20 protein-coding genes are annotated in these 24,875 nt (G+C 69.5%); 8 read left to right on the top strand and 12 right to left on the bottom strand.

Translation table 11 applies throughout. The features are described from left to right. Positions 1-95: 95 nt before the first annotated feature. From ABZX37_RS45670 to benA, 4 genes are read right to left on the bottom strand one after another with little or no spacing between them, the layout of a single operon-like run. Complete coding sequence (locus ABZX37_RS45670; protein WP_354750594.1) at positions 96-2,729, bottom strand: LuxR family transcriptional regulator; 2,634 nt, start codon at positions 2,727-2,729, stop codon at positions 96-98. A gap of 29 nt (positions 2,730-2,758) precedes the next feature. Continuing rightward, the gene (gene benC, locus ABZX37_RS45665; protein ID WP_354750593.1) at positions 2,759-5,248 is read right to left on the bottom strand and encodes a benzoate 1,2-dioxygenase electron transfer component BenC; all 2,490 of its coding nucleotides are present in this window, start codon (positions 5,246-5,248) and stop codon (positions 2,759-2,761) included. 12 nt (positions 5,249-5,260) lie between these two features. Then, on the bottom strand, positions 5,261-5,770 hold the full coding sequence (gene benB, locus ABZX37_RS45660; protein WP_354750592.1) for a benzoate 1,2-dioxygenase small subunit: 510 nt from the start codon (positions 5,768-5,770) through the stop codon (positions 5,261-5,263). Then, positions 5,767-7,137, bottom strand: coding sequence for a benzoate 1,2-dioxygenase large subunit (gene benA / locus ABZX37_RS45655; RefSeq protein ID WP_354750591.1), 1,371 nt, complete (start codon positions 7,135-7,137; stop codon positions 5,767-5,769). Before benA ends, benB begins: the two co-directional genes overlap by 4 nt. Before the next feature lie 224 nt (positions 7,138-7,361). Between benA and ABZX37_RS45650 the strand changes: the two genes are divergently transcribed. From ABZX37_RS45650 to catC, 4 genes are read left to right on the top strand one after another with little or no spacing between them, the layout of a single operon-like run. Further along, on the top strand, positions 7,362-8,270 hold the full coding sequence (locus ABZX37_RS45650; protein WP_354750590.1) for a LysR substrate-binding domain-containing protein: 909 nt from the start codon (positions 7,362-7,364) through the stop codon (positions 8,268-8,270). Then, entirely contained in the window at positions 8,267-9,370 is a 1,104-nt protein-coding gene (locus ABZX37_RS45645; RefSeq protein ID WP_354750589.1) for an enolase C-terminal domain-like protein, read from the top strand. The genes ABZX37_RS45650 and ABZX37_RS45645 overlap by 4 nt, the downstream gene beginning before the upstream one ends. 32 nt (positions 9,371-9,402) lie before the next feature. Next, positions 9,403-10,248 carry a catechol 1,2-dioxygenase gene (gene catA, locus ABZX37_RS45640; protein WP_354750588.1) on the top strand — a complete coding sequence of 282 codons (846 nt, stop codon included), beginning with the start codon at positions 9,403-9,405 and terminating at the stop codon, positions 10,246-10,248. Positions 10,249-10,276: 28 nt separating this feature from the next. Next, a complete protein-coding gene (gene catC, locus ABZX37_RS45635; protein WP_037367634.1) occupies positions 10,277-10,555 on the top strand; it encodes a muconolactone Delta-isomerase in 279 nt (92 codons plus the stop codon). A 103-nt stretch (positions 10,556-10,658) separates the two neighbouring features. On the opposite strand, the gene ABZX37_RS45630 is transcribed toward catC, so the two are convergent. The 6 genes from ABZX37_RS45630 to ABZX37_RS45605 all read right to left on the bottom strand — a co-directional run bounded on the left by ABZX37_RS45630 (position 10,659) and on the right by ABZX37_RS45605 (position 17,111). Continuing rightward, a complete protein-coding gene (locus ABZX37_RS45630) occupies positions 10,659-11,276 on the bottom strand; it encodes an ATP-binding cassette domain-containing protein (RefSeq protein ID WP_354750587.1) in 618 nt (205 codons plus the stop codon). Then, positions 11,273-11,902, bottom strand: a complete 630-nt coding sequence (locus ABZX37_RS45625; RefSeq protein ID WP_354750586.1) for an ABC transporter ATP-binding protein — start codon at positions 11,900-11,902, stop codon at positions 11,273-11,275. The genes ABZX37_RS45630 and ABZX37_RS45625 overlap by 4 nt, the downstream gene beginning before the upstream one ends. A gap of 19 nt (positions 11,903-11,921) precedes the next feature. Continuing rightward, complete coding sequence (locus tag ABZX37_RS45620) at positions 11,922-14,573, bottom strand: FtsX-like permease family protein (RefSeq protein WP_354750585.1); 2,652 nt, start codon at positions 14,571-14,573, stop codon at positions 11,922-11,924. 153 nt (positions 14,574-14,726) lie between these two features. Further along, positions 14,727-15,521: a crotonase/enoyl-CoA hydratase family protein gene (locus ABZX37_RS45615; protein WP_354750584.1), complete on the bottom strand. Its 795-nt coding sequence runs from the start codon at positions 15,519-15,521 to the stop codon at positions 14,727-14,729. After that, complete coding sequence (locus ABZX37_RS45610) at positions 15,511-15,930, bottom strand: OB-fold domain-containing protein (protein ID WP_354750583.1); 420 nt, start codon at positions 15,928-15,930, stop codon at positions 15,511-15,513. The genes ABZX37_RS45615 and ABZX37_RS45610 overlap by 11 nt, the downstream gene beginning before the upstream one ends. Further along, entirely contained in the window at positions 15,927-17,111 is a 1,185-nt protein-coding gene (locus ABZX37_RS45605) for a thiolase family protein (RefSeq protein ID WP_354750582.1), read from the bottom strand. Before ABZX37_RS45605 ends, ABZX37_RS45610 begins: the two co-directional genes overlap by 4 nt. 220 nt (positions 17,112-17,331) lie before the next feature. Between ABZX37_RS45605 and ABZX37_RS45600 the strand changes: the two genes are divergently transcribed. The 4 genes from ABZX37_RS45600 (at position 17,332) to ABZX37_RS45585 (ending at position 23,056) form a co-directional block, all read left to right on the top strand. Continuing rightward, positions 17,332-18,393: an acyl-CoA dehydrogenase family protein gene (locus ABZX37_RS45600; protein WP_354750581.1), complete on the top strand. Its 1,062-nt coding sequence runs from the start codon at positions 17,332-17,334 to the stop codon at positions 18,391-18,393. Between the two features lie 3 nt (positions 18,394-18,396). Further along, positions 18,397-19,590, top strand: coding sequence for an acyl-CoA dehydrogenase family protein (locus ABZX37_RS45595; protein ID WP_354750580.1), 1,194 nt, complete (start codon positions 18,397-18,399; stop codon positions 19,588-19,590). Between the two features lie 21 nt (positions 19,591-19,611). Next, the gene (locus tag ABZX37_RS45590) at positions 19,612-21,987 is read left to right on the top strand and encodes a CoA transferase (protein WP_354750579.1); all 2,376 of its coding nucleotides are present in this window, start codon (positions 19,612-19,614) and stop codon (positions 21,985-21,987) included. A gap of 142 nt (positions 21,988-22,129) precedes the next feature. After that, a complete protein-coding gene (locus ABZX37_RS45585) occupies positions 22,130-23,056 on the top strand; it encodes a LysR family transcriptional regulator (RefSeq protein WP_354750578.1) in 927 nt (308 codons plus the stop codon). Positions 23,057-23,090: 34 nt separating this feature from the next. Here ABZX37_RS45585 and ABZX37_RS45580 read toward each other — a convergent pair whose 3' ends face one another. Continuing rightward, positions 23,091-23,519 (bottom strand): MarR family transcriptional regulator, encoded by a 429-nt coding sequence (locus ABZX37_RS45580; protein WP_354750577.1) that lies wholly within the window; start codon positions 23,517-23,519, stop codon positions 23,091-23,093. Positions 23,520-23,552: 33 nt separating this feature from the next. Next, positions 23,553-24,749: a CaiB/BaiF CoA-transferase family protein gene (locus ABZX37_RS45575; protein ID WP_354750576.1), complete on the bottom strand. Its 1,197-nt coding sequence runs from the start codon at positions 24,747-24,749 to the stop codon at positions 23,553-23,555. Positions 24,750-24,875: the final 126 nt, after the last annotated feature.

Below are 24,875 nucleotides of genomic sequence, written 5' to 3'. Positions count from 1 at the left end.
CCGCCTTGACAAGCACCCCCGAACCGTCAGCACAATCAAGCTTCGGGGTGTGGGGCCCCACCCGCGCGCAATGTCGCCGCCAGGCGACGAGCCGACTACGAATCCTCCCCAGAACGCAAAACAGCCAACTCAGTCCTCCCCCGAATCCCCAACTTCGCATAAATCCGAGTCAAGTGATACTGCACAGTCTTCACCGACAAAAACAACTCCGCAGCCACCTCCCGATTAGACTGCCCCCGAGCCACCATCCGCGCCACCGCCTCCTCCTGCGGCGTCAACCGATCCACCCCGCCCCGCGGCAAATGCACCCCACCAGCCCGCAACTCCCGCTCACACCGAGCCACATAAGTAACCGCCCCCATAGAAGCAAACCCATCCCGAGCAGCAACCAGTTGCGTATCCGCCCGAGCCCTCCGCCCCAACCGACGCAAAGTCTGCCCATAAGCAAACGCAATTCGAGCCTGGTCATACCGCAGCGGCAACCCCCCAATCAACTCCACCGCCGCATCAAACGCCGCCACCGCCCCCACATGATCATTACGCGCCCCCAGCAACCGCCCCCGAGCAGCAGCAAGACGAGCCCGAGCCGACGCATGCTCCCGCTTCCCCGCAGCCCGCTCATGCGGAGCCAAAAAAGCATCCGCCTCCTCAGAACGTCCACTGAGGACAAGAGCATGGGCGTAGAGATCATGCCAGGGCCAGTGCCCAGGCTCATCCACCGAAGTAGGCAACGACAACCGAGTCAACGGATGCAACGCCCGCAACACCCCGGCGGAATCCGCCGCCGCCTCCGCAACCTGCGCCCGCGCCAGCAAGGCCGGAACCCGCATGATCTCGTAATCCTGCGACCCAGCGGCACAAGCCAACAACGCCTCCTCAGCCCGCCCCTGATCCCCGCGCAACGCATGGACCGCAGCCGAAGTCCAGTGCAGCAACGGCGCAGTGACCACAATCCCAGTCCGGTCAACTAAAACAAGCGCTTCCCGAACCACCCGCAAAGCGTCGTCCCACTCCCCGCTCAGGAACAACGTCCGCGCCAACCAAGCCTGCGCCCACAAGGAAATCCGTGCCGACCCACCCAAATAACTAGTCGGCACCGCACTTTCCAAATCCACCCGAGCGTCGTCGATCCGATCCGTCAGCAGATTCAGCCACCCCCGCGCCATCACCACCCGCTGAGCCTGCGCACCGTGCCGAATCCGCTCGGACAACTGCACGTAATCCCGCCGAGCCTGCTTAGCCCGCCCCGAAGCCGCGAGCCCCAGCCCCCGAATAGCCGCAGCCTCGACCGCAGCAGGCGTCTCCGGTACAGCCAATTCCAGAGCCCGATCCGCCCACCGCACCAGATCCTCAGCGGAATACCGGCAAAGCGCATCAAGCACATACCGCTGACAAATCAACGCGGCCGTCTCCGGATCCCGCGAAGCATTGACGATATCCCAAGCCCGGCTCAACCGTCCGCCAGCTTCAGCGGCCCGACCGCGCACCACCGCGAGATAGCCCAGAACCGCATCCCGCAACGGCGTCTCACGCACACTCTCGACTTCCGGAGCAAGCGCAGCAGCCCGAAACACATCGCCAGCACCGATTAACGCGTCGACAGCCCGAGTGATCCGAGCCTGCCGCAACTCAGCATCCTCAGTAAGCCGCCCAGCATCGTTGAGCAGTACCGCGGCCGTCCCCCAAGCCCCCGCCGCAGCCCGCTCGACCGCCAGCGCGTCCAGCCGATCCGCGACACCCGCGTCCGGCACCGGACTGGCCGCGACCAGCAACCGCAAACTCCGCGCCGGATCCTCGACCAGCTCCGCCGCCCGCCGCTGCAGCTTCGACCGCCTCTCCGGCCCCAATCCAGCGAGCACAGCCGCCCGAACCATCGGATCCGGCGGCCCCGCCTCCGCAAGCCCGCGCGGCGCGAGCTCGACCAATCGCGCCGCACACGCCTCGTCCAGCACCGGCAACGGATCCCCGTCGAGATCGGCCAACGACGCCACCGACCGCACCGCCGCACCAGCACCGAGCACCGCCGCAGCCGCGACAAACCGTTCTGCCGCAGGGGAAAGCCGTGAAACCCGCTCCCGGACCGAAGCGGCGACAGCGGCTGGAGCGGGCAGGTTGGGATCAAACCCAGCCCAGACAGCCCGCGGCACCTCAGTCAGCAGCTGCACCACATACCGCGGCCGGCCAAGAGTGTGCCGACACAACCGTTCGGCCATCGTCGGATGCAACGCGATGCCGCGCGCAGAGGCCATTTCGGACACTTCCGCGGCGTCGAGAGGCGGCACGCGCACCTCGTCCCCGGACATCCGGGCGAGCAACTCCAGAACGTCCGCACGCGCGCGAGAATCACCGGTCGCCGCGGTGAACAGCACCGTGACCCGCGCCGCCGGATGATGCCGCAGCAGCGACGACAGCGTCCGGATGGAGTCCACATCGGACAGATGCGCGTCGTCGACCGCCAGCAATGTCCCCGGCACCAGCTCCGCCGCGATCCGCCCCGCGACCGGCAACGGTCCGCCGTCCGCGGGCAGGTCCGGGAACAGCTGCCGCAGCACGGCGAACGCGCTGCAGCTCTCCCATTCGGCCGCGGTCGCCAGGAGCGCCGGCCCGGGGAACGCGTCGGCGGCCCGCCGCGCCAGCGTGGTGCGCCCGCATCCGGCCGGACCGCACACCAGCACCGCGCGCCCCGCCTGGGAAAGCAGGCCGGCCAGCTCCTCCGCCGCTGTCGTCACGGTCCTCCCCGCTTCGCCGGATGCCGCCGTCAGCCGAGATCGCCCCCGGCCACGGGCAGGACGGTGCCGGTGACGTACGAGGCCTCGTCCGAGGCCAGGAACGCGATCGCCGCGGCCTGCTCGTCCAGGGTGCCGTACCGCTTCAGCAATGACGACCCGACAGTCTGGTCGATGTGCGCCTGGAACCACTCCCGTTCCCGGTCGGTGGCCGGATCGGGGCCGCCGCGCGGGATCCGCCGCGGCGGGGCCTCAGTCCCGCCCGGCGCGGTCGCGACCACGCGCACGCCGGCGTCAGCGTACTCGAACGCCAGCGACGCGGTAAGCGCGTTGATCCCGCCTTTCGCCGCCGAGTACGGGATCCGGTGGATGCCGCGGGTGGCCGCCGACGAGACGTTCACGATCACCCCGCCGCCCCGCTGCGCCATCGACGGCAGCGCGGCCCGGCAGGAGAACAGCGTGGTCAGCAGGGACCGGCGGACCTCGGCCTCGATCTCGTCCGGACCGAATTCGGTGAACGGCTTGAACCGCAGCGCGCCGCCGACGTTGTTGACCAGCACGTCGATCCGGCCGAACCGGGCCAAAGCCGCCTCGACGACCGCCTGCGCGCCCTCCCAGGCCTCCAGATCGGCGACGACTGCGGCGGCCTCGGGCAGCTCGTCGGCCAAGCCGCTGACCAGGCCGGACCGGTCGGCGAGCACCAGCGCGCCGCCCTCCGCGGCGATCCGCCGGGCCGTCGCCTCTCCGATCCCCTGCGCGGCGCCGGTGACCACCACGACCTTGCCCGCGAACCGTCCTGGCGACAGGAATTTCGGCCCCTCGGCAGCGCCGCCCATCGCCCGCCGGGTGGTGACCTTCGACCGTTCCGCGTGCTCGGCCACCAGCCGTCGCGCGGTCGCCCGGTCTCCGGACTCGAACGCCGCGACCAGGTCCAGGTGATCCTGCGTGCACCGCGGATGGCACCAGGTCGCGTTGCGCAGCGTCTCGGCCATGTGGCCTTTCACGCCGAGCGCCTGATATGCCTGCAGCAGGTGCTCGTTGCCGGTGAGCGTGAACAGGTAGTCGTGGAAGGCCGCGTTGGTTTCGGTGTAGGCGGCGGCGTCCAGGAACCGGTCACCGTCCACATAGGGCACTGTCGACTCGGCCAGCAGCCGGTATCCGGCGAGCTGGCCCGAGGTCAGCCGTCCGATGGTCAGTTCGAGCGCGCCCAGTTCGAGGGCCTGCCGGGCCTCGAATACCGCGTCCGATTCGTGTACCGACGGGTGTTCCTCGCCGATTTCGTACTCGCCCGGCGTTTCGTCGGGCGCGGGCAGCATTACCTGGCCCGCGATCGTGCGTGCGACCCGTGCTTCTTCCGCCGCGGACAGCGCCGCTCCGGCCCGCAGCGGGGCCAATTCGACCGTCGGGAACAGCTCCTGCCCAGCCAGCGCGCGGCCCGCGACGAACTCCAGCTCCGGCTCGGGTTCCGGATCGGCCGCCACCACCGGCGGCACCGGGATCTCCGGCGCGCGGACCGGCGCGGCGAGCGCGAACTTTTCGTAATAGAAACCGGTCGGCTCGAACCCGGCCGACGCGAAATGCCCCCGCACCGCCTCCACCATCGGCGGCGGACCGCACAGATACACCGCGACATCGCCGCCGTGCAGGTGCTCGTCGCGGATCAGCGTGATCACATAGCCCTTGTTCGGCGCGGCACTCCCCGGATCCGAAACGCAGTAATCCCAGGTCAGCCCGGGAACCTCCGCAGCGAGCTTCGCCAGCGTCGCCGTCTCCACCAGGTCGTCGTCGGTGCTCACGCCGTAGACCAGATGCGCCGGCCTGGTCGCGCCAGAATCACGCATAGTGCGCACAATGGACAGAATCGGCGCGAGCCCAGTGCCACCGGCCAGCAACAACACCGGCCGGTCCGTCTCGCGCAGGAAGAAGCTTCCGTGCGGGCCGGTGAACGTCAGCTCGTCGCCGGATTTCGCCCGTCCAGTCAGGTAATCCGACATGACCCCGCCCGGCGAGAGCTTCACCAGGAAAGTCAGCCGGTCGTCCTCAGGCGCGTTGCTGAACGAATACGACCGCGTCACCTCGGTGCCCGGCACAGTGATGTTCACGTACTGCCCGGGCAGAAACGCTAGCCGGTCCCGATCACGGATTTCCACCGCGAGCGACATCGTCGTCGGCGAAAGCCGTTCCAGCGCAACAAGAGTGCCGTGATGCTCCGCAGCCTGAGTCTTCGCGACCGCCGACGTACTCGCGATCTGCAACACCAGATCGGACTTCGGCTTCATGCTGCACGGCAGCACATACCCGCGATCGGCCTCGTCAGTGCTCAGGGCGTCTTCGAGATAGGAACCGCCCTCGTACTCCCCCGATTCGCAGAACGCCTTGCACGTTCCGCACGCACCGTCGCGGCAGTCGAGCGGAATGTTGATGCGCTGCCGGTACGACGCGTCCGCGACAGTCTGGTCCGGCGCGCACGTGACGAAGCGAGTGACACCGTCCTCAAAGGACAGAGCGATCCGGTGGTTCATGACCGCCTCCGCTCAGAAGTGGTACACGTCGACGACGTGGTGGATGTAATCATTCTTGAGCACCACGGTCTTCCGCCGGATCAACGGCGACGGCCCGGAGAAATCGACGGTGTAGAACGAGGTCCCGTAATACGGATCGACCGTGTGGTACCGGAAGTACATCGTGTGCCAGTTGAACCGCACGTCCACGAGATCGCCGTGCCGCTCGATCAGCTCGACATTCGAGATGTTGTGACTGGTCCGCGGTTCCGGAAGAGACGTCGCGCTCGACCGTTCGGTGCGGATCCGGAACACCCGGTCCTCGAGCCCGCCCTTGTTCGGGTAGTAGATCAGCGAAATATCGCGCTGAGGGTCCTCGGTGAGCAGATCGTCGTCGCCCCAGGAAGGCATCCAGTACACGACGTCGTCGGCGTAGCATTCCAGCCACTTCTCGAACTCGCGGTCATCCAGGTACCGCGCCTCGCGGTAAAGGAACTGCTCGACGTCGTGCTGGGTGATGGTCTTCTCGGCGGCGGCGGTCATCGGGTCTCTCCTCGAACAGCCTGCTCGCGGGCGATCGCCGCGCGCATGGTTTCCTGCCAATACCCGTGCTGCACCGGATAAAGACCCTCGTCCTCGTTCTTCTGCCCCGCCGACACAACACCGTCGAGCCCGAGCGACGACGCGACCTCGTCCGGCCCGGTGAGCCAATGCCGCGCGCCGCGGCTCATGTCGTTCCACGGTGCGGCCGTCGCCCGGAAAGTGAGCTGGCAGGACCGGAATTCCTCCAGGTCGTCCGGCGTCGCCATGCCCGAAGCGTTGAAGAAGTCCTCGTACTGCCGGATCCGCCACGCCCGCGATTCGGCGCTTTCGCCCTTCGGCGCGATGCAATAGATGGTGACCTCGGTCTTGTCCGGCGCGATCGGCCGGAAATGCCGGATCTGCGTCGAGAACTGGTCCATCAGGTACACGTTGGGATACACGCACAGGTTCCGGGACCCGCGCACCATGAACTCGCCCTTGGCGTCGCCGTATTTCTCCTTCAGCTCCGCCATCCGCGGCCACAGCGGCCGGTCCTGCGGATTGCCCGCCCAGGTCCACAGGCACAGGTGCCCGTGCGGGAACGACCAGTAGCCGCCGCCGGACTTGCCCCACGAACCGGCGTCGAGGGTCTTCGTGTCATTGGCCGATTCACCGGTGTTGCGCCGGGCCGTGGTGGCCGCGTAATTCCAGTGCGTCGCGGTGACGTGATAGCCGTCCGCGCCGTTCTCCGCCTGAACTTTCCAGTTGCCGTCGTAGGTATACGTGGACGCGCCGCGCAGCACCTCGAGCCCGTCCGGCGACTGGTCCACGAGCATGTCGATCACCTTCGTGGCGTCGCCGAGGTGCTCGGTCAGCGGCAGCACGTCCGGATTGAGGCTGCCGAACAGGAACCCGCGGTAGGACTCGAACCGGGCGACCTTCGTCAGGTCGTGCGAGCCGCCGGTGTCGAACGACTCCGGGTAACCCGCGCCGTCCGGGTCCTTGACCTTCAGCAGCTTGCCGTCGTTGCGGAAGGTCCAGCCGTGGAACGGGCAGGTCAGGGTGGGCCGGTTGTCGCGTTTGCGCCGGCAGATCATCGCGCCGCGGTGCGCGCAGGCATTGATCAGGCAGTGCAGCTCGCCGGCCTTGTCGCGGGTGATGACGACGGGCTGACGGCCGATGGTGGTGGTGAAGTAGTCGCCCGGGTTCGGCAGCTGGCTCTCGTGCGCGAGGTAGATCCAGTTGCCCTCGAAGATGTGCTTCATCTCGAGTTCGAAGATCTCCTCGTCGGTGAAGATCCGGCGGTTCGCGCGGTAGACGCCCGCCTCCGGGTCCTCCACCACCGCGTCCGCGACTACGGAAGCGGCGTGGTCCAGCATCTCGGTCATGACTCCTCCAACGGGCCTCTGATCTGCACTGATCGGCTCCCCAGCAGGGCGTTTCCCGCACTGTGCCACCCCGTGCCCGCGGTCACACCAGGGCAAGACCCAGTCCTGACCTAGGGTGTGATTATTCGATTCTGTTTATCAATCGCACGCAAACTGCTCCTTGTCTTCACTCAATGCCGGAACTTACGGTGAGCGAGACGAGGAGCCGGTGAGGAGGCAGCCCGATGGAACTGCGCCACCTGCGGTACTTCGCCGCCGTCGCCGAGACCTGCCACTTCGGCCGCGCCGCCGAACGACTGCACCTCGCCCAGCCCGCGCTTTCGCACGCGATCCGGCAGCTGGAGGACGAGCTGGGCGTCGCGCTGCTCAGCCGCACGACGCGGCAGGTGCAGGTCACCCCGGCCGGCCGGTTCTTCCTCGCCGAGGCCCAGCGGATCCTGGACGCCGTCGAGGCGGGTGCGCGCGGAGCCCGGCGCATCGCCGACGGCCGTCGCGGGCTCGCCCGGATCGGCTTCACCGGCACCGCCGCGCTCTCGCACCTGCCGCGGGTCGCCCGCGCGCTGCAGCACCGGCTGCCCGAGGTCGAACTCGAAGTGCACGCCGACCTGCTCACCGGCGAGCAGTGCGAACAGCTGCGCGACGGCACGCTCGACATCGGCGTGCTGCGTCCGCCGGTCACCGGCGGCGACCTCGACCTGCACGTCATCGAGACCGAGCCGCTCGTGCTCGCCGTCCCGGCCGACCACCGGCTCGCGGTGGAACCGGTCGTGGCGATGAGCGATCTGCGCGCCGAAGCCTTCGTCACCTACCCAGCCAGCTACTCCGTCGTCAACGAAGCGGTGCTGCGCAGCTGCCGCGACGCCGGATTCACCCCGCAACGCGAGCACGAGGCCGCCGGTACCGCGGTGCTGCTCGCCCTGGTCGCCGGTGGTCTCGGCGTCGGCGTCGTCCCCGCGTCCGCGCGGGCGCTGCCGCTGGCCGGGGTCGTGTTCCGCGACCTCGCCGGCGCCGCCACCGTCCAGCTCGCGCTCGCCTGGCACCGCGACCGGGCCTCGGCACTGGTCCCGGCCGTGCTCGACGCGCTCGGCGAGCTGTTCCCCGTCGAAGTGCCCGTGTCAGGGAGGACACGATGAAGATCACCCGGGTGGAGGCGATCCCGTTCGCCATCCCCTACCGCAAACCGCTGCGTTTCGCGTCCGGCGAGGTGCACACGGCCGAGCACGTGCTGGTCCGTGTGCACACCGACGACGGCGTGGTCGGCGTCGCCGAGGCGCCGCCGCGGCCGTTCACCTACGGCGAGACCCAAGCCGGGATCGTGGCCGTGCTGGAGACGGTGTTCGCCCCGCAGGTAGTGGGTCTCAGCCTGCTCGAACGCGAGACGGTGCACGCCCGGCTTTCCCGCACCGTCGGCAATCCGGCCGCGAAGTCCGCTTTGGACATGGCGATCTGGGACGCGCTGGGGCAAAGCCTCGACGTCTCGGTCACCGAATTGCTCGGCGGCTACACCGACCGCATGAAGGTCTCGCACATGCTCGGCTTCGACGAGCCCGCCGCGATGGTCGCCGAGGCGGAGCGGATTCGCGACAGCTACGGAATCACGACGTTCAAGGTGAAGGTCGGCCGCCGTCCGGTTTCCCTTGACACCGCGGTGGTTCGCGCGCTGCGGGAACGGTTCGGCGCCGAGGTCGACCTGTACGTGGACGGCAACCGGGGCTGGACCGCCGCGGAATCCGCCCGCGCGATGCGGGAAATGGCCGACCTCGACCTGCTGTTCGCCGAGGAGCTGTGCCCCGCCGACGACGTGCTCGGCCGCCGCTGGCTGGTGTCCCGTGTGGACATTCCGTTCATCGCCGACGAATCCGCGGTGACCCCGGCCGACGTGACCCGCGAGATCCTCTCCGGATCGGCCACCGCGATCAGCATCAAGACCGCCCGCACCGGCTTCACGCGTTCGCAGCGCACGCACCATCTCGCGGACGGCCTCGGGCTGGAAGTGGTGATGGGCAACCAGATCGACGGCCAGCTCGGTTCACTGTGCACTGTCGCGTTCGGATCGGCGTACGAGCTGACGTCGCGCCGCCCCGGCGAACTGTCCAACTTCCTGGACATGACCGACGACCTGCTCGCCGAACCGCTGTGCATCGCGGACGGCGAACTGGTCATCCGCCCCGGCGCCGGCCTCGGCGCCGCACTCGACCCCGGCAAGCTCCGGCACTACCGGCAAGACCGCTGAGCCGGAAACCCCCGATGGATCAAGGAGGATTCATGACTGCCACGCATTCCCCCACCGCCGCCGCGTCCGGAGCCAACGCCACCGAACGGTTCAAGAGCGACAAGTTCTCCGGCGTCGCGGGCACCCCGCCCGAACGGGTCAGCCTGCTCGCCCGCGAGGTGCTCGAGGCCGTGCACGCGACGATCCGCAAGCACAAGGTGACCTACGAGGAGTACAACGCGCTCAAGTCGTGGCTCATCAGCGTCGGCGAGGACGGCGAATGGCCGCTGTTCCTGGACGTCTGGGTCGAGCACGTCGTCGAGGACGTCGCCACCGAGCACCGGCAGGGCAACAAGGGCACCATCGAGGGCCCCTACTACGTCCCGGACGCCCCCGAACAGGGCGCGCGCGGTTCGATCCCGACGCGGGACAACGAGCCGGGCACCGCGCTCACCTGGACCGGGCAGGTCACCTCGACCACCGGCGCGGCGCTGGGCGGTGCGAAGGTCGAACTGTGGCACGCGGACGCGGACGGGCTGTACTCGCAGTTCGCGCCGGACATCCCGGAGTGGAACCTGCGCGGCACCTTCACCACCGACGACGAAGGCCGCTTCGAAATCCACACCGTGCGCCCCGCGCCGTACCAGATCCCGACCGACGGCGCGTGCGGCAAACTGATCGCGGCGGCGGGCTGGCACGCCTGGCGTCCGGCGCACCTGCACGTCAAGGTGTCCGCACCGGGCCACGAACTGCTCACCGCGCAGCTGTACTTCCCGGGCGACGAGCACAACGACGACGACATCGCGTCCGCGGTGAAGCCGGAACTGCTGCTCGCCCCTCAGCCGTCCGGCGACGGCGAGACCATCGAGTACAACTTCGTCCTCGACCCGGCCCTCTGATTCCGCCCTCTGATTCGGCAGGAGACTCATGCTTTACCACGTGCGGATGGACGTCCGCCTTCCCCCGGACCTGGACCCGGCGGTCCGCGACGCCCTCATCGCGCGCGAGAAGGAGTACAGCCAGCAGCTGCAGCGCAGCGGGAAATGGCCGCACATCTGGCGGATCGCGGGCGAGTACGCGAACTACTCGGTGCTGGACGTCGCCGACCACGACGAGCTGCACCAGATCCTGTCGAACCTGCCGCTGTTCCCGTACATGGACATCCAGGTGACCGCCCTCGCGCGGCATCCGTCCAAAGTGGACTGACTCACTCGCCGCCTCCCGCCGGCTCTTCAAGTGCGTGAGGGGAACCCTCAGGGACTCTGATTCCCTCGGGGGTCCCCTCACGGACTCACGCGAGGTGGACTGATCACTCGCCCACCGCGACGATGCGGTCCGCGTGCTCGGCCAGCAGCGGATCGTGGGACGCCACCAGCACCGCCGTCCCGCGATCCGCTGCCTGGCGCAACGCCGTCAGCACCATCTCCGCGTGCGCCCGATCCTGGTGCGACGTCGGCTCGTCCGCGAGCAGCACCAACGGGCCTGACGCCAGCGCCCGTGCCACCGCGCCCCGTTGCTGTTCCCCGCGCGAGACCTCGCTCGGCAATCGGTCGGCCAGCTTCGCGAGGTCCAGGGTTTCCAGCAGCTTCGACTGATCCGGCGGCTCCACCGCGGTCCGCGCGGCGAAAGCGAGGTTGTCGGCGACCGTCAACTCCTCGAACAGCGCGATCGACTGCGGCACGAAAGCCAGCGCATGCCACGGCTGTTCCGAAACTGGCGCGTCCGGCATCGGTGGGTGCGCAGTGACCGTCCCGCTATCCGGCGCGTCCCAGCCGCCCGCGATCATCAGCAAGGTGCTCTTTCCCGAGCCGGACGGACCGGTCAACGCGACCAGCTCGCCCGGCATCAGGGCCAGGCTCGTGTGCCGCAGCACCGGCATCCCGCCGTGCGATCGGCTGACGTCCGACAGGCTGAGCAAGGCGCTCATCGAACCCTCCCGTCCACGAGTTCCACCACGTCGTCCGCCGCTTCCGCCAGTACGGGGTCGTGCGTCGCGACCACGACGGTCTGCCCTGCCTCAGCCAAAGCGCGGAACGCCTCCGCCACCAGTCCGGCCGACGAGCGGTCCAGTTGCGCGGTCGGTTCGTCCGCCAGCACCGCGTCCGGATCGCCGACAGCCGCGAAGGCGAGCGCGGTTCGTTGCTGTTCGCCACCGGAGAGCTGGTGTGGGCGGTGGCCGCGGCGGTCGTCCAAGCCCAGCCGTTCGAGCAAGGACAGGGAAAGGCCGGTGCCGCGCATTTTCGCGGCGAGCTCCAGATGTTCTTGCACTGTCAGGTAATCCAGCAGATTGTCGACGGGATTCTGGAACACGTAACCGATCCGCCGCCGCCGAACAGCCCGGCGTGCTCGCGCGGACAACGCGGTGACGTCCGTCCCGCCGACCTCGACCCGGCCCTCGTCCGGTCGTTCCAGGCAAGCCAGCAACCGCAGCAGGGTCGATTTGCCCGAGCCGGAAGGCCCGACCAGCGCGGTAATCCGGCCGCGCGCGGCACCGATCGACACCTCGTGCAAGGCGGTCAGCGAGCGACCGGCCGTGCGATAGCTGTGGGTCAATCCAGTACCCCGAACAGCATCAGGCAGTGTCACGCAGCACCTCCGAAGGCAACGCCCGCGCAGCCGCACGCTGGGCCGCATAAGTAACGCCAAGCGCGACGACCACCGCCGCGAGCAGCAACTGCCCGCCCGGCCCCCACGGCACCGGGATCACGGTGCCCGGCGGCGTCGACGGATCGAGGTCGTAGCCCTCGTAAGTTACCGAGACCGCGATGGCCGCGAACCCGACGCCCAAAGCGAATCCGGCCGCCAGCAGCCCGCCGACCTCGTAGGCGAGCGCCCGCCAATGCGCGGCCGAGGTGATCCCCATCCGGCGCAGCAGCACGTACGCCCCGCGCCGGGCGCGTGCCCGGGCGTTGAGGTACAGCAAGAGTCCAACTAGGACAACCACACCGACCAAAGCGGACACTGCGGTCAGAAACGCGAAGGTGTAAGTGACTCCGCCGTAGACGCCGTGCGCGGTGACGTCGGTCGCGCGGCTCACCGTCCCGGACGGAACCCCGGCCTTGCCCAATTCCGGCAGCACCTGCGCCGGATCGCCGCGCGCCCACAGCTCGCGGTGCACGCTCTCTCCGGCGAACTTGGCGAGAATGTCCTCGCGCAGCAGCAATTCCGGGAACCCGGCGCTCTTCCCAGGCAACTGCGCCACCGTGACGACGCGCAGCGGCAGGTCCTTGCCCCCGATGCTGAGCGTCGCCTGCTCGGGCGCGTCCGGGACTCCGGCGATGACGCCGACGGGGGTGTCGCCGGACATCTGGTCGAGCAGCTCCGACAGCGTCGGTCCGCTGAGGCGGTCGTCCCAGAACGCGGCGGAGCCGAAGGTCGCCGGGTCGACGCCGAGCACGTTCACCGTCTTGCTGCCCAGGTACGCGGAGTCGTAGCGATCGACCAATGTGGACTGTCCACTGAGGCCGGGCGGGATCTCGGCGGGACCGGTCAGATGCACGACGACGTCCGAGCCGACCACGAGCTGACCCTCGTCGTCGAGTGTGCGCTGCACGGATCCGGTGACCGTGGTGGCGAAAATCGAGAGCGCAACCGGGACCGCGGTCGCCCCGACCAGCACGGCTGCCGCGGCGGGTGCCGAAGCAAGCCGTCGCCAGGCCAGGAACGCCACTGCCCGTTCTCGCCGTACCGCGCGTATCCGGGGCAACGTCAGCCGCACGACCCGGGTCACCAGCATCGCCAATCCCAGCACCAGCAACAGCGGCACGACGATCAGCCGCGGCGGGATCCGCGCGACCGAACCGGCCTGGCCGAGCCCGGTCTGCGTGCCGTCGCCGAGCGCGAAGTAGCAGACCACGGCGGCGACCAACGGCAGGATTTCCCACGGCAGGTGCCGGATCCGCGAGGTTCGCGCGTCGAACATCGCCCGCGTGCGGAGGACGACCGAACCGGCGATCCCGGCGAGCGTCGCCAGGAACGCGACCGCCGCGCCGCCGATCGAATACCTGAGCGCGGACGGCGTCACCAGCGGACTCGGCCCCAGCGCGCTGACCAGCCCGCGCGCGGCGAACCAGCCGCCGACAGTGCCGAGCAGCGCGATAGAACCGAGCTCCAGCAACGCTTTTCCGGCGAGTGCGCCCGGCCCGGCCCCGCGCGCGGACAGCACCGCCAGCTCCGCCCGGCGGCGTTCGACCCAGAACGACCCGACTGTCACCGAGATGACCAGCCCGGTCAGCGACCCGGCGACGCCGATCGGCACGACCGTCGCGGCGAGCGAGGATTCGACCTGGTCAGCCCGGTCGGCGATGCCGCGCAGCGACGAAGTGAACTGCATCCGGCCGCGCTGCGCGAACAGGTCTGGCTGATTCTCCGTCCGCGCCCTCACCTGTTCGAGGCCAGCGATGGTGGCAGGCGCGTTCTCCGTGGTCAGCCCGTCCTGGTCGACCGAGGCCTCGAGGGAACTGCCGACGCCCGACGCCGCCGGGGTCAGCCCGAACAGCGCGTCCCGCGACACGAACGCCACCGGGAACACCGGAGCCTCGCTCAGCGGGTTCGGCCGGTACAGCGACTGCAGATGGCACCAGAACGGCTGGTCAGGCAGCTCGCGCAGGTCCCGGTACACCGCGGCGACCGGCATCGTCGCCACCGGCGCGCCCGGCGGCACGCCCGTCCTCGGCGCCCAGCCGCCCTGGATCACGACCTGGTCGCCCGCGTGCAGCCCGCGCGCCTGCGCGAACTGGCTCGACACCCAGATCCCCTGGCCTTTGCCGCCCTCCAGGACCTGCAGGTGTGCCGCGAAATCGTCCTGGTAGACCAGCCACGTCGCGGACTGTTCCGGATTCGGCGAGCCCGGCCGGGCCGGGTTGACCTTCGCGCTGCTGGTCAGCGTCGACTGCACGCCGGACAGCCGCGGCACCTGACGAGCCGCGTCGCGGGCGGCCGTGAGCCGGGCGTCGTAGAGCGCCTTCCCGGCCGGTCCGGTGTCTTCGGGGTATGGCCGCGACATCGGCAGCCCGCCGGTCCATTCCGCGCCGACCGCCCACTGGCACGCCCGGTTCATCTGGTCGTGCAGCGTCGCGTTCCCGGCTGAAGAGAGGAACAACGCCACCGCCGCGGCGGGCAGCGCGACGAGCACCGCCGCCGCGATCGCGGCCACTACGACCGCTGGTTGCCGCCACCCCGTTTTCGGCGCCCGCGTCCACGGCGTCGCCCCCCACCCGCGCATCTGCCGAGTCTGCCACGATCCCCGCACCCGCGGGGCGGCGTTGCCCGATGTCCGTGAAGGGCTCCTTGAAGGAATCTGATTCCCTCAAGGAGCCCTTCACGGACGTTCACGTGCCCGATGCGAACAGAGCGCGTTTTTCCGAGTACAGAACGCTTACTTGGCCTGCCAAACCGGCGCGCGCTTCTCGACGAACGCCAGCGTCCCCTCGCGGACGTCCTCGCTCGTCATGACTCCGACAGCGTTCTCGCGGGTGTTGTCCCACGCGTTGTCCTCGGCGGAGATAGCACCGTCCACAATGCCCAGTGCGACACGTTTGCTGGCCTGCACCGCCAACGGCGCGTTGGCGGCGATCTTCTCCGCCAGCGCCAGCGCTTCAGTCAGCACGTCGGCGTCCGGGACCACGTGGTTCACCAGCCCCAGCGTCGCCGCGCGGGCGGCGTCCAGCGGTTCGCCGGTGAACATCATCTCCATGGCGATCTTCTGCGGGATCTGCCTCGGCAGCCGGAACACGCCGCCGGCGGCGGCGAAGAGGCCGCGCTTCACCTCGGGCAGCCCGAATTTCGCCGATTCGGCCGCCACCACCAGGTCGCTGGCCAGAGCGAGTTCGGTGCCGCCGCCGAGGGCGAATCCGTTCACCGCGGCGATCGTCGGCTTCGAGATCGGGTGCCGCGCGTATCCGGCGAAACCCCATTGCTCGTTGCCCCGCGCGGCGAGCGACTCGCCGCGCGACACGGCTTTCAGGTCGGCTCCGGCGCAGAACGCCCGCTCCCCCGCGCCGGTCAGCACGACGACGCGCGTTTCCGGATCCTGCTCGGCCCGTTCCAGCGCGGTGCCGACGAGTTCGCTCAGCTCCGCGTTGACCGCGTTCATCGCGTGCGGCCGGTTGAGCGTGACGACCAGGACGTGTCCGCGCTGGTCGACGAGCGCGGCCGGAGCGTCATCGGGCATGGTCTGCCTCCTCCGCCGGTGCGAAGACCGGCACCTTCTCGTGGTCAGGGTCGGGACCGGAGGGCACGAACACTGCCCGCACCGGCAGCTGCCAGAGGTCCGCGTCCGGGTCGGCGTCGAGCCGGCACCACCACCACGGTCCCTCGGCCAGCTCCACGATGCCGACGACCACGCGCTCCGGCTCGCCGCCGTCGCGCGCCCGCTTGTGCACCACCGACCACGACACCACCGTGCCGGTTCCGGCGGCGGCCGTCCACTCCAGATCCTCGTCGGGGTCCGGGACCGTGCGCGGGTCGAGGTACTCGCCGGTGCCGCGCCGCCGCAACAGCCGGAACTCGCCGATCGCGGTGCCGTCGAAGAACGCCGCGGACTCGTCGTCGCGGGCGACTGGGTTGATCCGCACTGTCATCCCTCCGTTCCGAGCACGAGCGTGCTGTGGTGGTCCAGGATGCCGCCGTTGCCGGAGACCAGCACGGTGTCGTGCTTCGGCACCTGGCGTTCGCCGCCCTGGCCGCGCGCCTGGATGATCGCCTCGGACAGCGGCGTCATGCCCCACAGGTAGTACGACGACAGCTGGCCGCCGCCGGTGTTCACCGCGAGCTTGCCGTCCGGGCCGAGCATGCCCGGCGTCGCGACGAACTCGCCGCCTTCGCCCTTGCCGCAGAACCCGTAGTCCTCCAGGGTGAGCAGCGCGGTGAAGGTGTAGCAGTCGTAGATTTCGGCGACGTCGATGTCCTCGATGGTCACTCCGGCCATCTCCATCGCCGCCGGGCCGGACTGTGCCGCACCGCTCACGAGGCCGAGATTGTCGTTGCGGCGGAAGGAGTTCCCGGGGTGCGCCTGGCCCCAGCCGAGCACCTGGACGGCAGGCTGGGCCAGAGAAGCCGCGCGCTCCGCGGAAGTCACGATCACCGCCGCGCCGCCGTTCGACACCAGGCAGCAGTCCAGCAGGTGGAACGGTTCCGCGATGAACCGGGACGCTTGATGGTCGGCCAGGGTGATCGGCTCCCGCAGCTGCGCCAGCGGGTTCTTCGCCGCCCACGCGCGCTGGGCGACCGCGATCGCGCCGAGTTGTTCGCTCGTGGTGCCGTAAGTCTTCATGTGCCGTCGCGCGGCGAGGGCGTAGAACGAATTCGGTCCGGCGAAACCGCTGGAGCCCAGCAGGCTTCCCCAGCCGGTCGGGGTCGTGCGCCGGCCGCCGTAGGCCGCGCCGGTCGCCTTGCCCTGCCGCAGCGGCGCGTCCGCGAACACGCAGGCGACAGTGTCCGCCATGCCCGCTTCGACGGCCATCGCCGCGTACTGCACCATCGCGCCCGCCGTCGAGCCGAACGCCTGCATTTGAGTGAAAAGCCGCAGGTCCCGCAGTCCTAAGTCGACTTGCAGGCTCAGGTCCACTCCGGGCGTCGTTCCGGCGGACACCAGCAGCCCGTCGATGTCGGACAGCCCGATCCCGGCGTCGTCCGCCGCTCGCCGCACCGCCTGCGCGGCGAACTGCCGCGCGCTCGGACCGTAGACTTTTCCCAGCTCAGTGAGCCCGAGGCCGGCGATTGCCGCCCTCCGGCGCGCCGGGGTCTCCCGCCTGCTCGTCATCTCGTCGCACTCCGTTCCCGACCGGTGGTCGCCCCTCCACGTTCGCATCCCGCTGACGCGGCGTAAACGACCGGTCGGGACACCGGCAGATGAGCGCCCGCGACACGTGCGCCGATGTCCCTTCCGGAAACCTGCCGGTGTCGGAATCCGTGATGTACATCGCCGTTTTCCCCGCCCAGCATGGGAATCGGGACCCGACGACGGGAAAGGCGGTCCGGCGATGGCGATCAGCGCCGCGGAAACCGAACAGCTGCGGGAGGCGGTGCGCGACCTGCTCGCGGACCGCTGCACGGAGGCGGACGTACGCCGCGTGATGGCGACCGAGTCCGGCTACGACCCCGAACTGTGGAAACAGCTGGCTGAGCTGGGATTGCCCGGCCTGCTGATCGCGACCGAATACGGCGGAGTCGGGCTGGGTGCGGAAGAACTCGAAGCGGTGTCGGAGGAGATCGGAGCGGCGCTGCTGCCGTCGCCGTTCCTGTCCAGCTCGGTGCTGACCGCGACGCTCATCGACGCAGCCGGGTCCGAAGAGGACAAACGCCGTCTGCTGCCCGCGCTCGCCGACGGTTCTTCGATCGGGACTGTCGCCATCAATGGCACCTGGACGCCCGAAAGCATTGCGGTACAAGCGAACGGAACTCTCACCGGGACCGCTTCCTACGTCACCTGGGGCCAGCTCGCCGACGTCATTCTCGTAGTGGCTCGCGCTGGCGACGACATCGGCGTCTTCGAGGTCTCCCCCGACGCGTCCGGCTTCACCCGCACGGCGGCGGAGGTATTCGACCCGACCGTACGGCTATCTCAATTCACCTTCGCTGATACCCCGGCGCGGCGAGTCGGTACCGCAGGTTGGGAAGCTGTACGGAAAGCCTTGGATCTCAGCGTGATCGCACTCGCCGGAGAACAAGCGGGCGGCGCTCGCAAGATCTTTGAGACGACCGTCGACTATCTCAAGACCCGCGTGCAGTTCGGCCGCGCGATCGGCAGTTTCCAGGCGATGAAGCACCTCGCCGCGGACCGCCTGCTGGACGTCGAATCCGCGACCTCCGCCGCCCGGCACGCCGCGGCCGACGGCAGCCCCGGCGCGATCGCGCTCGCCGGGTTCGCCTGCGCGGAAGCGTACGAAACCGTTGCCCTGTCAGCGATCCAGATGCACGGCGGAATCGGCTTCACCTGGGAACACCCGGCGCACCTGTACCTGCGCCGCGCCCGCTCCGGCGCGCAGCTGTTCGGCGGCTCGCGGCTGCACCGGGAGCGTTACCTCGTCTCGAAGGGGGCCTGACTCATGACCACCACCCTCCCCAGCGCGGACCAGCTCCGCGAGGAAGTCCGCGCGTGGCTCGCCGCGGAGTGGACCGGGCTCGCCCCGGCCGAGGATCGCTGGAGCACCACGCCGGAACGCATTGCGTGGCTGGAAAAAGTCGTCGCCGCCGGATACGCCGTGCCGACCTGGCCGGGCGAATGGTTCGGCCGCGGCTACCCGGCTGAGCTGGCCGACGTCATCGCCGCCGAGTTCGACACCGCAAACGCACCCGGCGCACGCCAGGACAAATACAGCATCCCCGCCAACACCGTCCTCGCGTTCGGCACCGAGGAACTCAAGAACGACCTGCTGCACGACGTCCTCACCGAGCGCTCCCGGACCTGCCTGTTCTACAGCGAACCCGGCGCGGGATCCGACCTCGCCGGAGTCCGCACCACCGCGGTCCGCGACGGCGACCGCTGGATCGTCAACGGCCAGAAAGTCTGGACGTCCGGCGCGAAAACCGCGGATTACGCGCTGCTGATCGCGCGCACCGACTGGGATGTCCCGAAGCACAAGGGCCTCAGCTACTTCGTCGTGCCGATGCACCAGCCCGGCGTCGACATCCGGCCGCTGGTGCAGATCACCGGGGAAGCGCACTTCAACGAGGTGTTCCTGACCGACGTCGAGATCCCGGCGGACTACCTGGTCGGCGAAGAGGGCAAGGGCTGGCGCGTGTTGCAAACCGCGCTGGCGTACGAACGCTCCATCATGGGCGACGGCGCGCGGGCGTCGCGGCACGGATCGATCGCCGACAACCTCGTCGAGCTGGCCCGGGAACGCGACCGGCTCGCCGATCCGGTCATCCGCGACAACCTGGCCACCGTGCTCGCGTTGCGCGAGCTGAACGCGTTGAACAACGCCCGAGCGAAGGCCGCGGCCGAACAGGGCACGTCGAGTTCGGTGATGTCGCTGGGAAAGCTTGCGATGTCCGGCATTCTGCACGCCGAAGGACGGTTGCGCACCGACATCGCCGGTCCGGAAACGCTGCTCGCCGGGGACGGGAACCCGGTCGCCGACGACGTGAACTTCCTGGCGCTCAACGCGTTCTTCACGTCCATCGGCGGCGGCACCGACCAGATCCAGCGCACGATCATCGCCGAACGCGTCCTCGGCCTGCCCAAGGAACCCGAGATCGACCGCGACCTCCCCTTCCGCTCCGTCCGCCGCAGCTGATCCCCGAGGAGGCTGGTTCCCTTGTCCGAGACCTACGACCCGCCGCTGTCCGGGGTCCGCGTGCTCGATCTGTCCTCCGGCCCGATGACCGCGACCGGACGGCTGCTGGCCGATCTCGGCGCGCGCGTCACCCGGGTCGTCCTGCCCGGCGTCACCGACGAACGCACCACCGGCCCGGTCGTCGACGGCGTCGCGATCGGCACCGCCATCGACCGGCACGGCTTCGCCCACGCCACCGCCGAACCCGGCTCGCACGGCTGGGAACAGCTGCTGGCCGACGCCGACCTGCTGATCGAGACCACTCCGCCGGGTTCGCCCGCCGAAGAACTCCTCGACGTCCCCCGCCTGCGCACCCGGCATCCCGAGCTGGTCGTCCTGTCGATCAGCGACTTCGGCCGCGCCACGACCCGGCGGCACTGGCAAGCCACCACACCGGTGTTCCACGCGCTGACCGGCGAACTCTCCCGGTCCGGCATCCCCGGCCGAGCGCCGCTGCTGCCGCCCGGCGAGCTGCCGTACCACGTCGCCGCCGCGCAAGCCGCGTTCCAGGCGGTGAGCCTGTACCTCGACCGGCTGCGCACCGGACGCGGCGACCGCATCGACTTCTCCGTCCTCGACGGCGCGATGCAAGCGCTGGACCCGGCGTTCGGCATGGTCGGCAGCGCCGCCGCCGGGGTTCCGTTGAGCGACCTTCCGCGCGGACGCACCGAAGAACGCCACCGGTACCCGATTTTCCCTTGCCAGGACGGGTATATCCGGATCTGTCTGCTGTCGCGGAGGCAGTGGCGCGGGATGTTCGAATGGATGGGCAGCCCGGCCGAATTCGCCGACCCGAAGTACGACCAGGTGCGCGAACGCTATGCGGCACCGGACCTCCTGCCCGCGATCGGCCGCTTTTTCGCCGACCGCACCCGCTCCGAACTGGAGTGCGAAGGCCAGCGCCACGGCGTGCCGACTGCCGCAGTGCTCACCCTCGCCGAAGCCCTGCACACCGACCAACTCACCGCCCGCGGCTTCTTCCGCGACACCGAACTGTCGCCCGGCCTGATCGCGCCGGTCCCGGCCGGAATCACCGAAATCGACGGACACCGCGCCGTCGCCGGTCCAGACAGCGGCGCGCGAGTCGCTACCGCGCAGATCCTGGCCGCTCGCCCCCGTCGCGGCGAAGGGCGTCCGCTGGAAGGAATCCGGGTCCTGGACCTCGGCGTGATCGTGGTCGGCGGCGATACCGGACGGCTCTTCGGCGACCTCGGCGCGGACGTCATCAAGATCGAGAACTCCGCCTTCCCCGACGGTTCCCGCGCCGCGCTGCCGGGCCCGATGTCGCACGGATTTGCCGCCGGGCACCGCAACAAACGCGCCATCGGCGTCAACCTGCGGGATCCCGAAGGCCAGGCGCTGGTACGGCGGCTGGTCGCGCAGTCGGACGTCGTGCTGACCAACTTCAAACCCGGCGTCATCGCCTCGCTCGGCCTCGACCGGGCGGCTTTGTCCGAGGTCAATCCCGGGATTGTCGTCGTGGACAGCTCCGCGTTCGGCCCGACCGGCCCGTGGGCCCAACGCCTCGGCTACGGCCCGCTCGTGCGCGCCGCGACCGGACTCACCAGCGAGTGGATCTACCCGGGCGAGCCAGGCACGTTCAGTGACGCCGTCACCGTCTATCCCGACCACGTGTGCGCCCGGATCGGCGCGCTGGCCGCGCTGGCGCTGCTCGTCCGACGCGAACGCACCGCGGAGGGCGGGGCGGTGAGCGTCGCGCAGTCCGAGGTGATGCTGAGCCATTTCGCGGACCGGATCGCCGCCGAAGACCTGGCCCGCCGCGGACATTGTTTGGCTGGCCCCGCGCACGACGCGCCGTGGGGCGTCTTCCCGACCGCTGGCGACGACGACTGGCTGGCCGTCACCGTCCGCGGCGACGCGGATTGGGGCGCGCTGTGCTCAGTGCTGGACCGTCCCGACCTGGCCGCGGACCCTGCTTTGGCCACCCGGTCCGGCCGGGCCTCTTCGCGGACTCGGATCGACGCGGCAGTGACCGAGTGGACGGCGAGGCATTCCCCGTTCGCGGCGATGGCTCTGCTGCAGGCCGCCGGAGTTCCCGCCGGGGCCCTGCTGCGGGCGGCTGACCTGCCGGAATGGGAGCAATATCGGGAGCGGCGCGCGTTTCGGGAGGAGCTGCATCCGCACGCGGAGGAGCCGTATGTGCTGGAGAACGTGCAGATCCATGCGGCGTACGTCGCCGATCCGCCGGTGGGGCAGGCACCGTTGCTGGGCGAGCAGACATTCGAGATCGCGGCGGAGTTGTTGGGGCTGGGGGTCGCGGAGACGGCTGGGCTTGTGGCGCGCGGAGTGTTGGAGGCTCCGGAGGAGAGCGGCGGGCGGAGCGCTCGCGCGGGGTGACCTCTCGGCGGTCTCATCGCTTGCGGGATTCCGGTGCCGCCGAGCGCACCGTCCCCCATCGCAGCGCACCGACAACCAGCCGAACTTCCCTCCCCCGCCGTATGATCGCCGGAAACCCGCCCGCCCCGCTGGACATTGGACGATGGAGATCGACTTCACCCGGCTCAAATACTTCGTCGCGGTCGCCGACGAGCTCCACTTCAAGCGCGCGGCGGACCGGCTGCGGATCACCCCTCCGCCGCTCAGCAAGCAGATCAAGCTGCTCGAGCGCGAACTCGGCGGCCCGCTGTTCGAACGGCACTACCACGAGGTCCGCCTCACCCCGCTCGGCGAAGCGCTTCTCGGCCCGGCGCGGGCGATCCTGCGGCAGGTCGACGGGCTGAAGGACATCGCGGCGGGAGTCCTCGAAGACGGCACGCCGATCCGGGTCGGGGCCACCGCGTACGCGCCGTCGGATCTCCTCGAAGACCTCGAAACCGCGGTCGGCGGGCTGGCTTCCCCGGCGACGTTCGAGGTGGCCGGGTCAGCGGCCGAGGTCACCGCGAAACTCGTGTCGGGGCATCTGGAACTCGGGCTGATCCACCTCGCCGTCGAGGACCAGCGGCTGCGCGCCCGGACCGTCGCCGAGTACCAGGGCGCGATCGCGGTCCGCGCGGACGATCCGCTCGCCTGCCGCGACCTCGTCCGCATCGAGGAACTGCGCGACCGCGAGGTGGTCATCGACTTCGCCCGGCCGAACCCGGTCATCCTCGCCGCGCTGACCCGGCGGCTCGCGAAACGCGGCGTCCGGAACATCGTCCGCGCGGTCAGCGGGCGCGGCGGCGAACTCGAAATGGCCGCGCAGGTGTTCAACCGGCGGCTGGTCGCCCTCGTGTCCTACGCGCCGGCGTCGTTCATCGGCCGGATGTTCTCGCCGCCGGAGTTCAAGCTGGTCCGGATCGACGAGGACGGCTGGGAACCGAGCCGGCTCGCGCTCGCCTGGGCCACCGACCGCGCCGACGGGCCGCCCCGTCCGGCCGATCTCGCCGAGGACCTCTCCGCGAAACTGGGCCCGATCCGCCGCGGCTGACCGAGCCGCCCGGCCCGCCGTCCACTGTGGACGGCTAAGACTCGACGAACCTGGTCAGCAACCGCCCGAACTCGACCACGTCCCGACTCGGCCAGCCCCGCAACCGCTCCTCGAGCCGTTCCCGTTGCGCCGCACGGGTAATCGCCAGCGCGCGATGCCCGTCCTCGGTCAGCTCGAGCCGCTGCCTGCGCGAATGCCGCGGATCCGGACTGCGCACCAGCAGCCCGGCGTTCTCCAGCTCCGCCAGCTGCCTGCTCACGGTCGAGGGGTCGAGCCCGTACTCCTGGGCGAGATCCGCGGCGTGCGCGCAGTCCGCGAGGTCGATCGAGGACAGCATCGTGTACTGCACGAACCCGAGCCCCTCGTACAGTTCGTTCGAGCGGACCCGGGACCCGCGGGAAAACAGGATCATCGCGCGGTGGATAGCGTCCAGCGCGTCGCCGTCGCGGTCTTCTCCCGGCATGTCCCCGCATGCTAGAGATGCACCATACAACTGTCAACGCGACTCGGCGGCGATCCCCCGGTTCAGCAGGTCGTCCGCGTCCAGCCCGGCTTCTTCAAGCAGCGCACGGGTATGCGCGCCGAACGCCGGGACGTCGCCCATCCGCGCCTCGACGTCCGCGAACGTCACCGGCGGCAGCAGCGCGTCGACGGTCGCGTGTTCGGTGCCGATCGTCCGCCAGCGGTCGCGGGCGCGCAGCTGCGGGTCGGCAACGACGTCGGCAACTTGTTTCACTTGTGCGGCGGGGATTCCTGCCTTCGCTAACCGCTCGTCCAAGTCCACTGTGGACCACCGCGCCGTTTCGGCGGCTACTGCCGCGTCGCATTCCGCTCGGTGTTTCACGCGCAGGACGTTTGTGGTGAACCGTGGGTCTTCGGCAAGTTGCGGGGCTTCGAGGACCGCGGTGACCAGGGTTCGCCAGCCGCTGTCGTTCTGGACGCCGATCAGCATTTGGCCGTCTTTCGTCGGGTACGCGTCGTAGGGGGCGATCGAGGCGTGGCTCAGGCCCATGCGCGCGGGCTGGCGGCCGGAGTACATCTGGCTGTACATCGCGTAGCCCATCCATTCGACGGTCGCTTCCAGCATCGACACTTCCACTGTCGCGCCTTGGCCGGTTCGGACGCGGCGCAGGAGGGCGGCCAGGACTGCTTGGGCGCAGTACATTCCGGAGGCTATGTCGGAGGTGGGGATGCCGGTTTTCACCGGGGTTTCCGGGGTGCCGGTGATGCCGATCAGGCCTGCTTCCGCTTGGACGAGCATGTCGTAGGCCTTGCGTTGTTCCCTTGGGCCGCCGGTTCCGTAGCCGGAGAGGTCTACGGCGATTAGCTCCGGGTGGCTGGCCCGGAGGTCCGCGGCGTTGAAGCCCAGGCGGGCTGCTGCGCCTGGGGCCAGGTTTTGGATGAAGACGTCTGCTTGGGCGATCAGGTGGTGTACTGCGTCGCGGCCTTCTGCTGTTTTCAGGTCTATGGCTAGGGATTCCTTGCCTCGGTTCAGCCAGACGAAGTGGGCGCCGGTGCCGTGGACTACGTGGTCGTATTCTCGGGCGAAGTCTCCGCCGTCTGCTCGTTCTACCTTGATTACCCGGGCGCCTAGGTCGGCCAGGGTGCGGGTGGCTAAGGGGGCGGCTACTGCTTGTTCGATGGAGACGATGGTGAATCCGTCTAGCGGGAGCGCGGCGGGGGCTGGGTGCATGGTGCTTACTATTACTCGGTTTTCGGCGGGGTGCTGCGGGAAGAAGTGTTGCGTGGGGCACCCCGAAGCTTGATTGTGCTGACGGTTCGGGGGTGCTTGTCAAGGCGGGAAAGATGCCTTGACAAG

Source organism: Amycolatopsis sp. NPDC004079 (assembly GCF_040610415.1).
Taxonomy (GTDB): domain Bacteria; phylum Actinomycetota; class Actinomycetes; order Mycobacteriales; family Pseudonocardiaceae; genus Amycolatopsis; species Amycolatopsis halotolerans.
Note: the sequence above shows the minus strand (reverse complement) of the source record. Positions and strands in the feature narration are given on the sequence as shown.

What these genes read in the sequence shown, in the direction of transcription:
- benC (WP_354750593.1), bottom strand. Translation starts at nt 5,248, where the DNA reads ATGAACCACCGGATCGCTCTGTCCTTTGAGGACGGTGTCACTCGCTTC.
- benB (WP_354750592.1), bottom strand. Translation starts at nt 5,770, where the DNA reads ATGACCGCCGCCGCCGAGAAGACCATCACCCAGCACGACGTCGAGCAG.
- benA (WP_354750591.1), bottom strand. Translation starts at nt 7,137, where the DNA reads ATGACCGAGATGCTGGACCACGCCGCTTCCGTAGTCGCGGACGCGGTG.
- ABZX37_RS45650 (WP_354750590.1), top strand. Translation starts at nt 7,362, where the DNA reads ATGGAACTGCGCCACCTGCGGTACTTCGCCGCCGTCGCCGAGACCTGC.
- ABZX37_RS45645 (WP_354750589.1), top strand. Translation starts at nt 8,267, where the DNA reads ATGAAGATCACCCGGGTGGAGGCGATCCCGTTCGCCATCCCCTACCGC.
- catA (WP_354750588.1), top strand. Translation starts at nt 9,403, where the DNA reads ATGACTGCCACGCATTCCCCCACCGCCGCCGCGTCCGGAGCCAACGCC.
- catC (WP_037367634.1), top strand. Translation starts at nt 10,277, where the DNA reads ATGCTTTACCACGTGCGGATGGACGTCCGCCTTCCCCCGGACCTGGAC.
- ABZX37_RS45630 (WP_354750587.1), bottom strand. Translation starts at nt 11,276, where the DNA reads ATGAGCGCCTTGCTCAGCCTGTCGGACGTCAGCCGATCGCACGGCGGG.
- ABZX37_RS45620 (WP_354750585.1), bottom strand. Translation starts at nt 14,573, where the DNA reads ATGCGCGGGTGGGGGGCGACGCCGTGGACGCGGGCGCCGAAAACGGGG.
- ABZX37_RS45615 (WP_354750584.1), bottom strand. Translation starts at nt 15,521, where the DNA reads ATGCCCGATGACGCTCCGGCCGCGCTCGTCGACCAGCGCGGACACGTC.
- ABZX37_RS45610 (WP_354750583.1), bottom strand. Translation starts at nt 15,930, where the DNA reads ATGACAGTGCGGATCAACCCAGTCGCCCGCGACGACGAGTCCGCGGCG.
- ABZX37_RS45605 (WP_354750582.1), bottom strand. Translation starts at nt 17,111, where the DNA reads ATGACGAGCAGGCGGGAGACCCCGGCGCGCCGGAGGGCGGCAATCGCC.
- ABZX37_RS45600 (WP_354750581.1), top strand. Translation starts at nt 17,332, where the DNA reads ATGGCGATCAGCGCCGCGGAAACCGAACAGCTGCGGGAGGCGGTGCGC.
- ABZX37_RS45595 (WP_354750580.1), top strand. Translation starts at nt 18,397, where the DNA reads ATGACCACCACCCTCCCCAGCGCGGACCAGCTCCGCGAGGAAGTCCGC.
- ABZX37_RS45585 (WP_354750578.1), top strand. Translation starts at nt 22,130, where the DNA reads ATGGAGATCGACTTCACCCGGCTCAAATACTTCGTCGCGGTCGCCGAC.
- ABZX37_RS45580 (WP_354750577.1), bottom strand. Translation starts at nt 23,519, where the DNA reads ATGCCGGGAGAAGACCGCGACGGCGACGCGCTGGACGCTATCCACCGC.
- ABZX37_RS45575 (WP_354750576.1), bottom strand. Translation starts at nt 24,749, where the DNA reads ATGCACCCAGCCCCCGCCGCGCTCCCGCTAGACGGATTCACCATCGTC.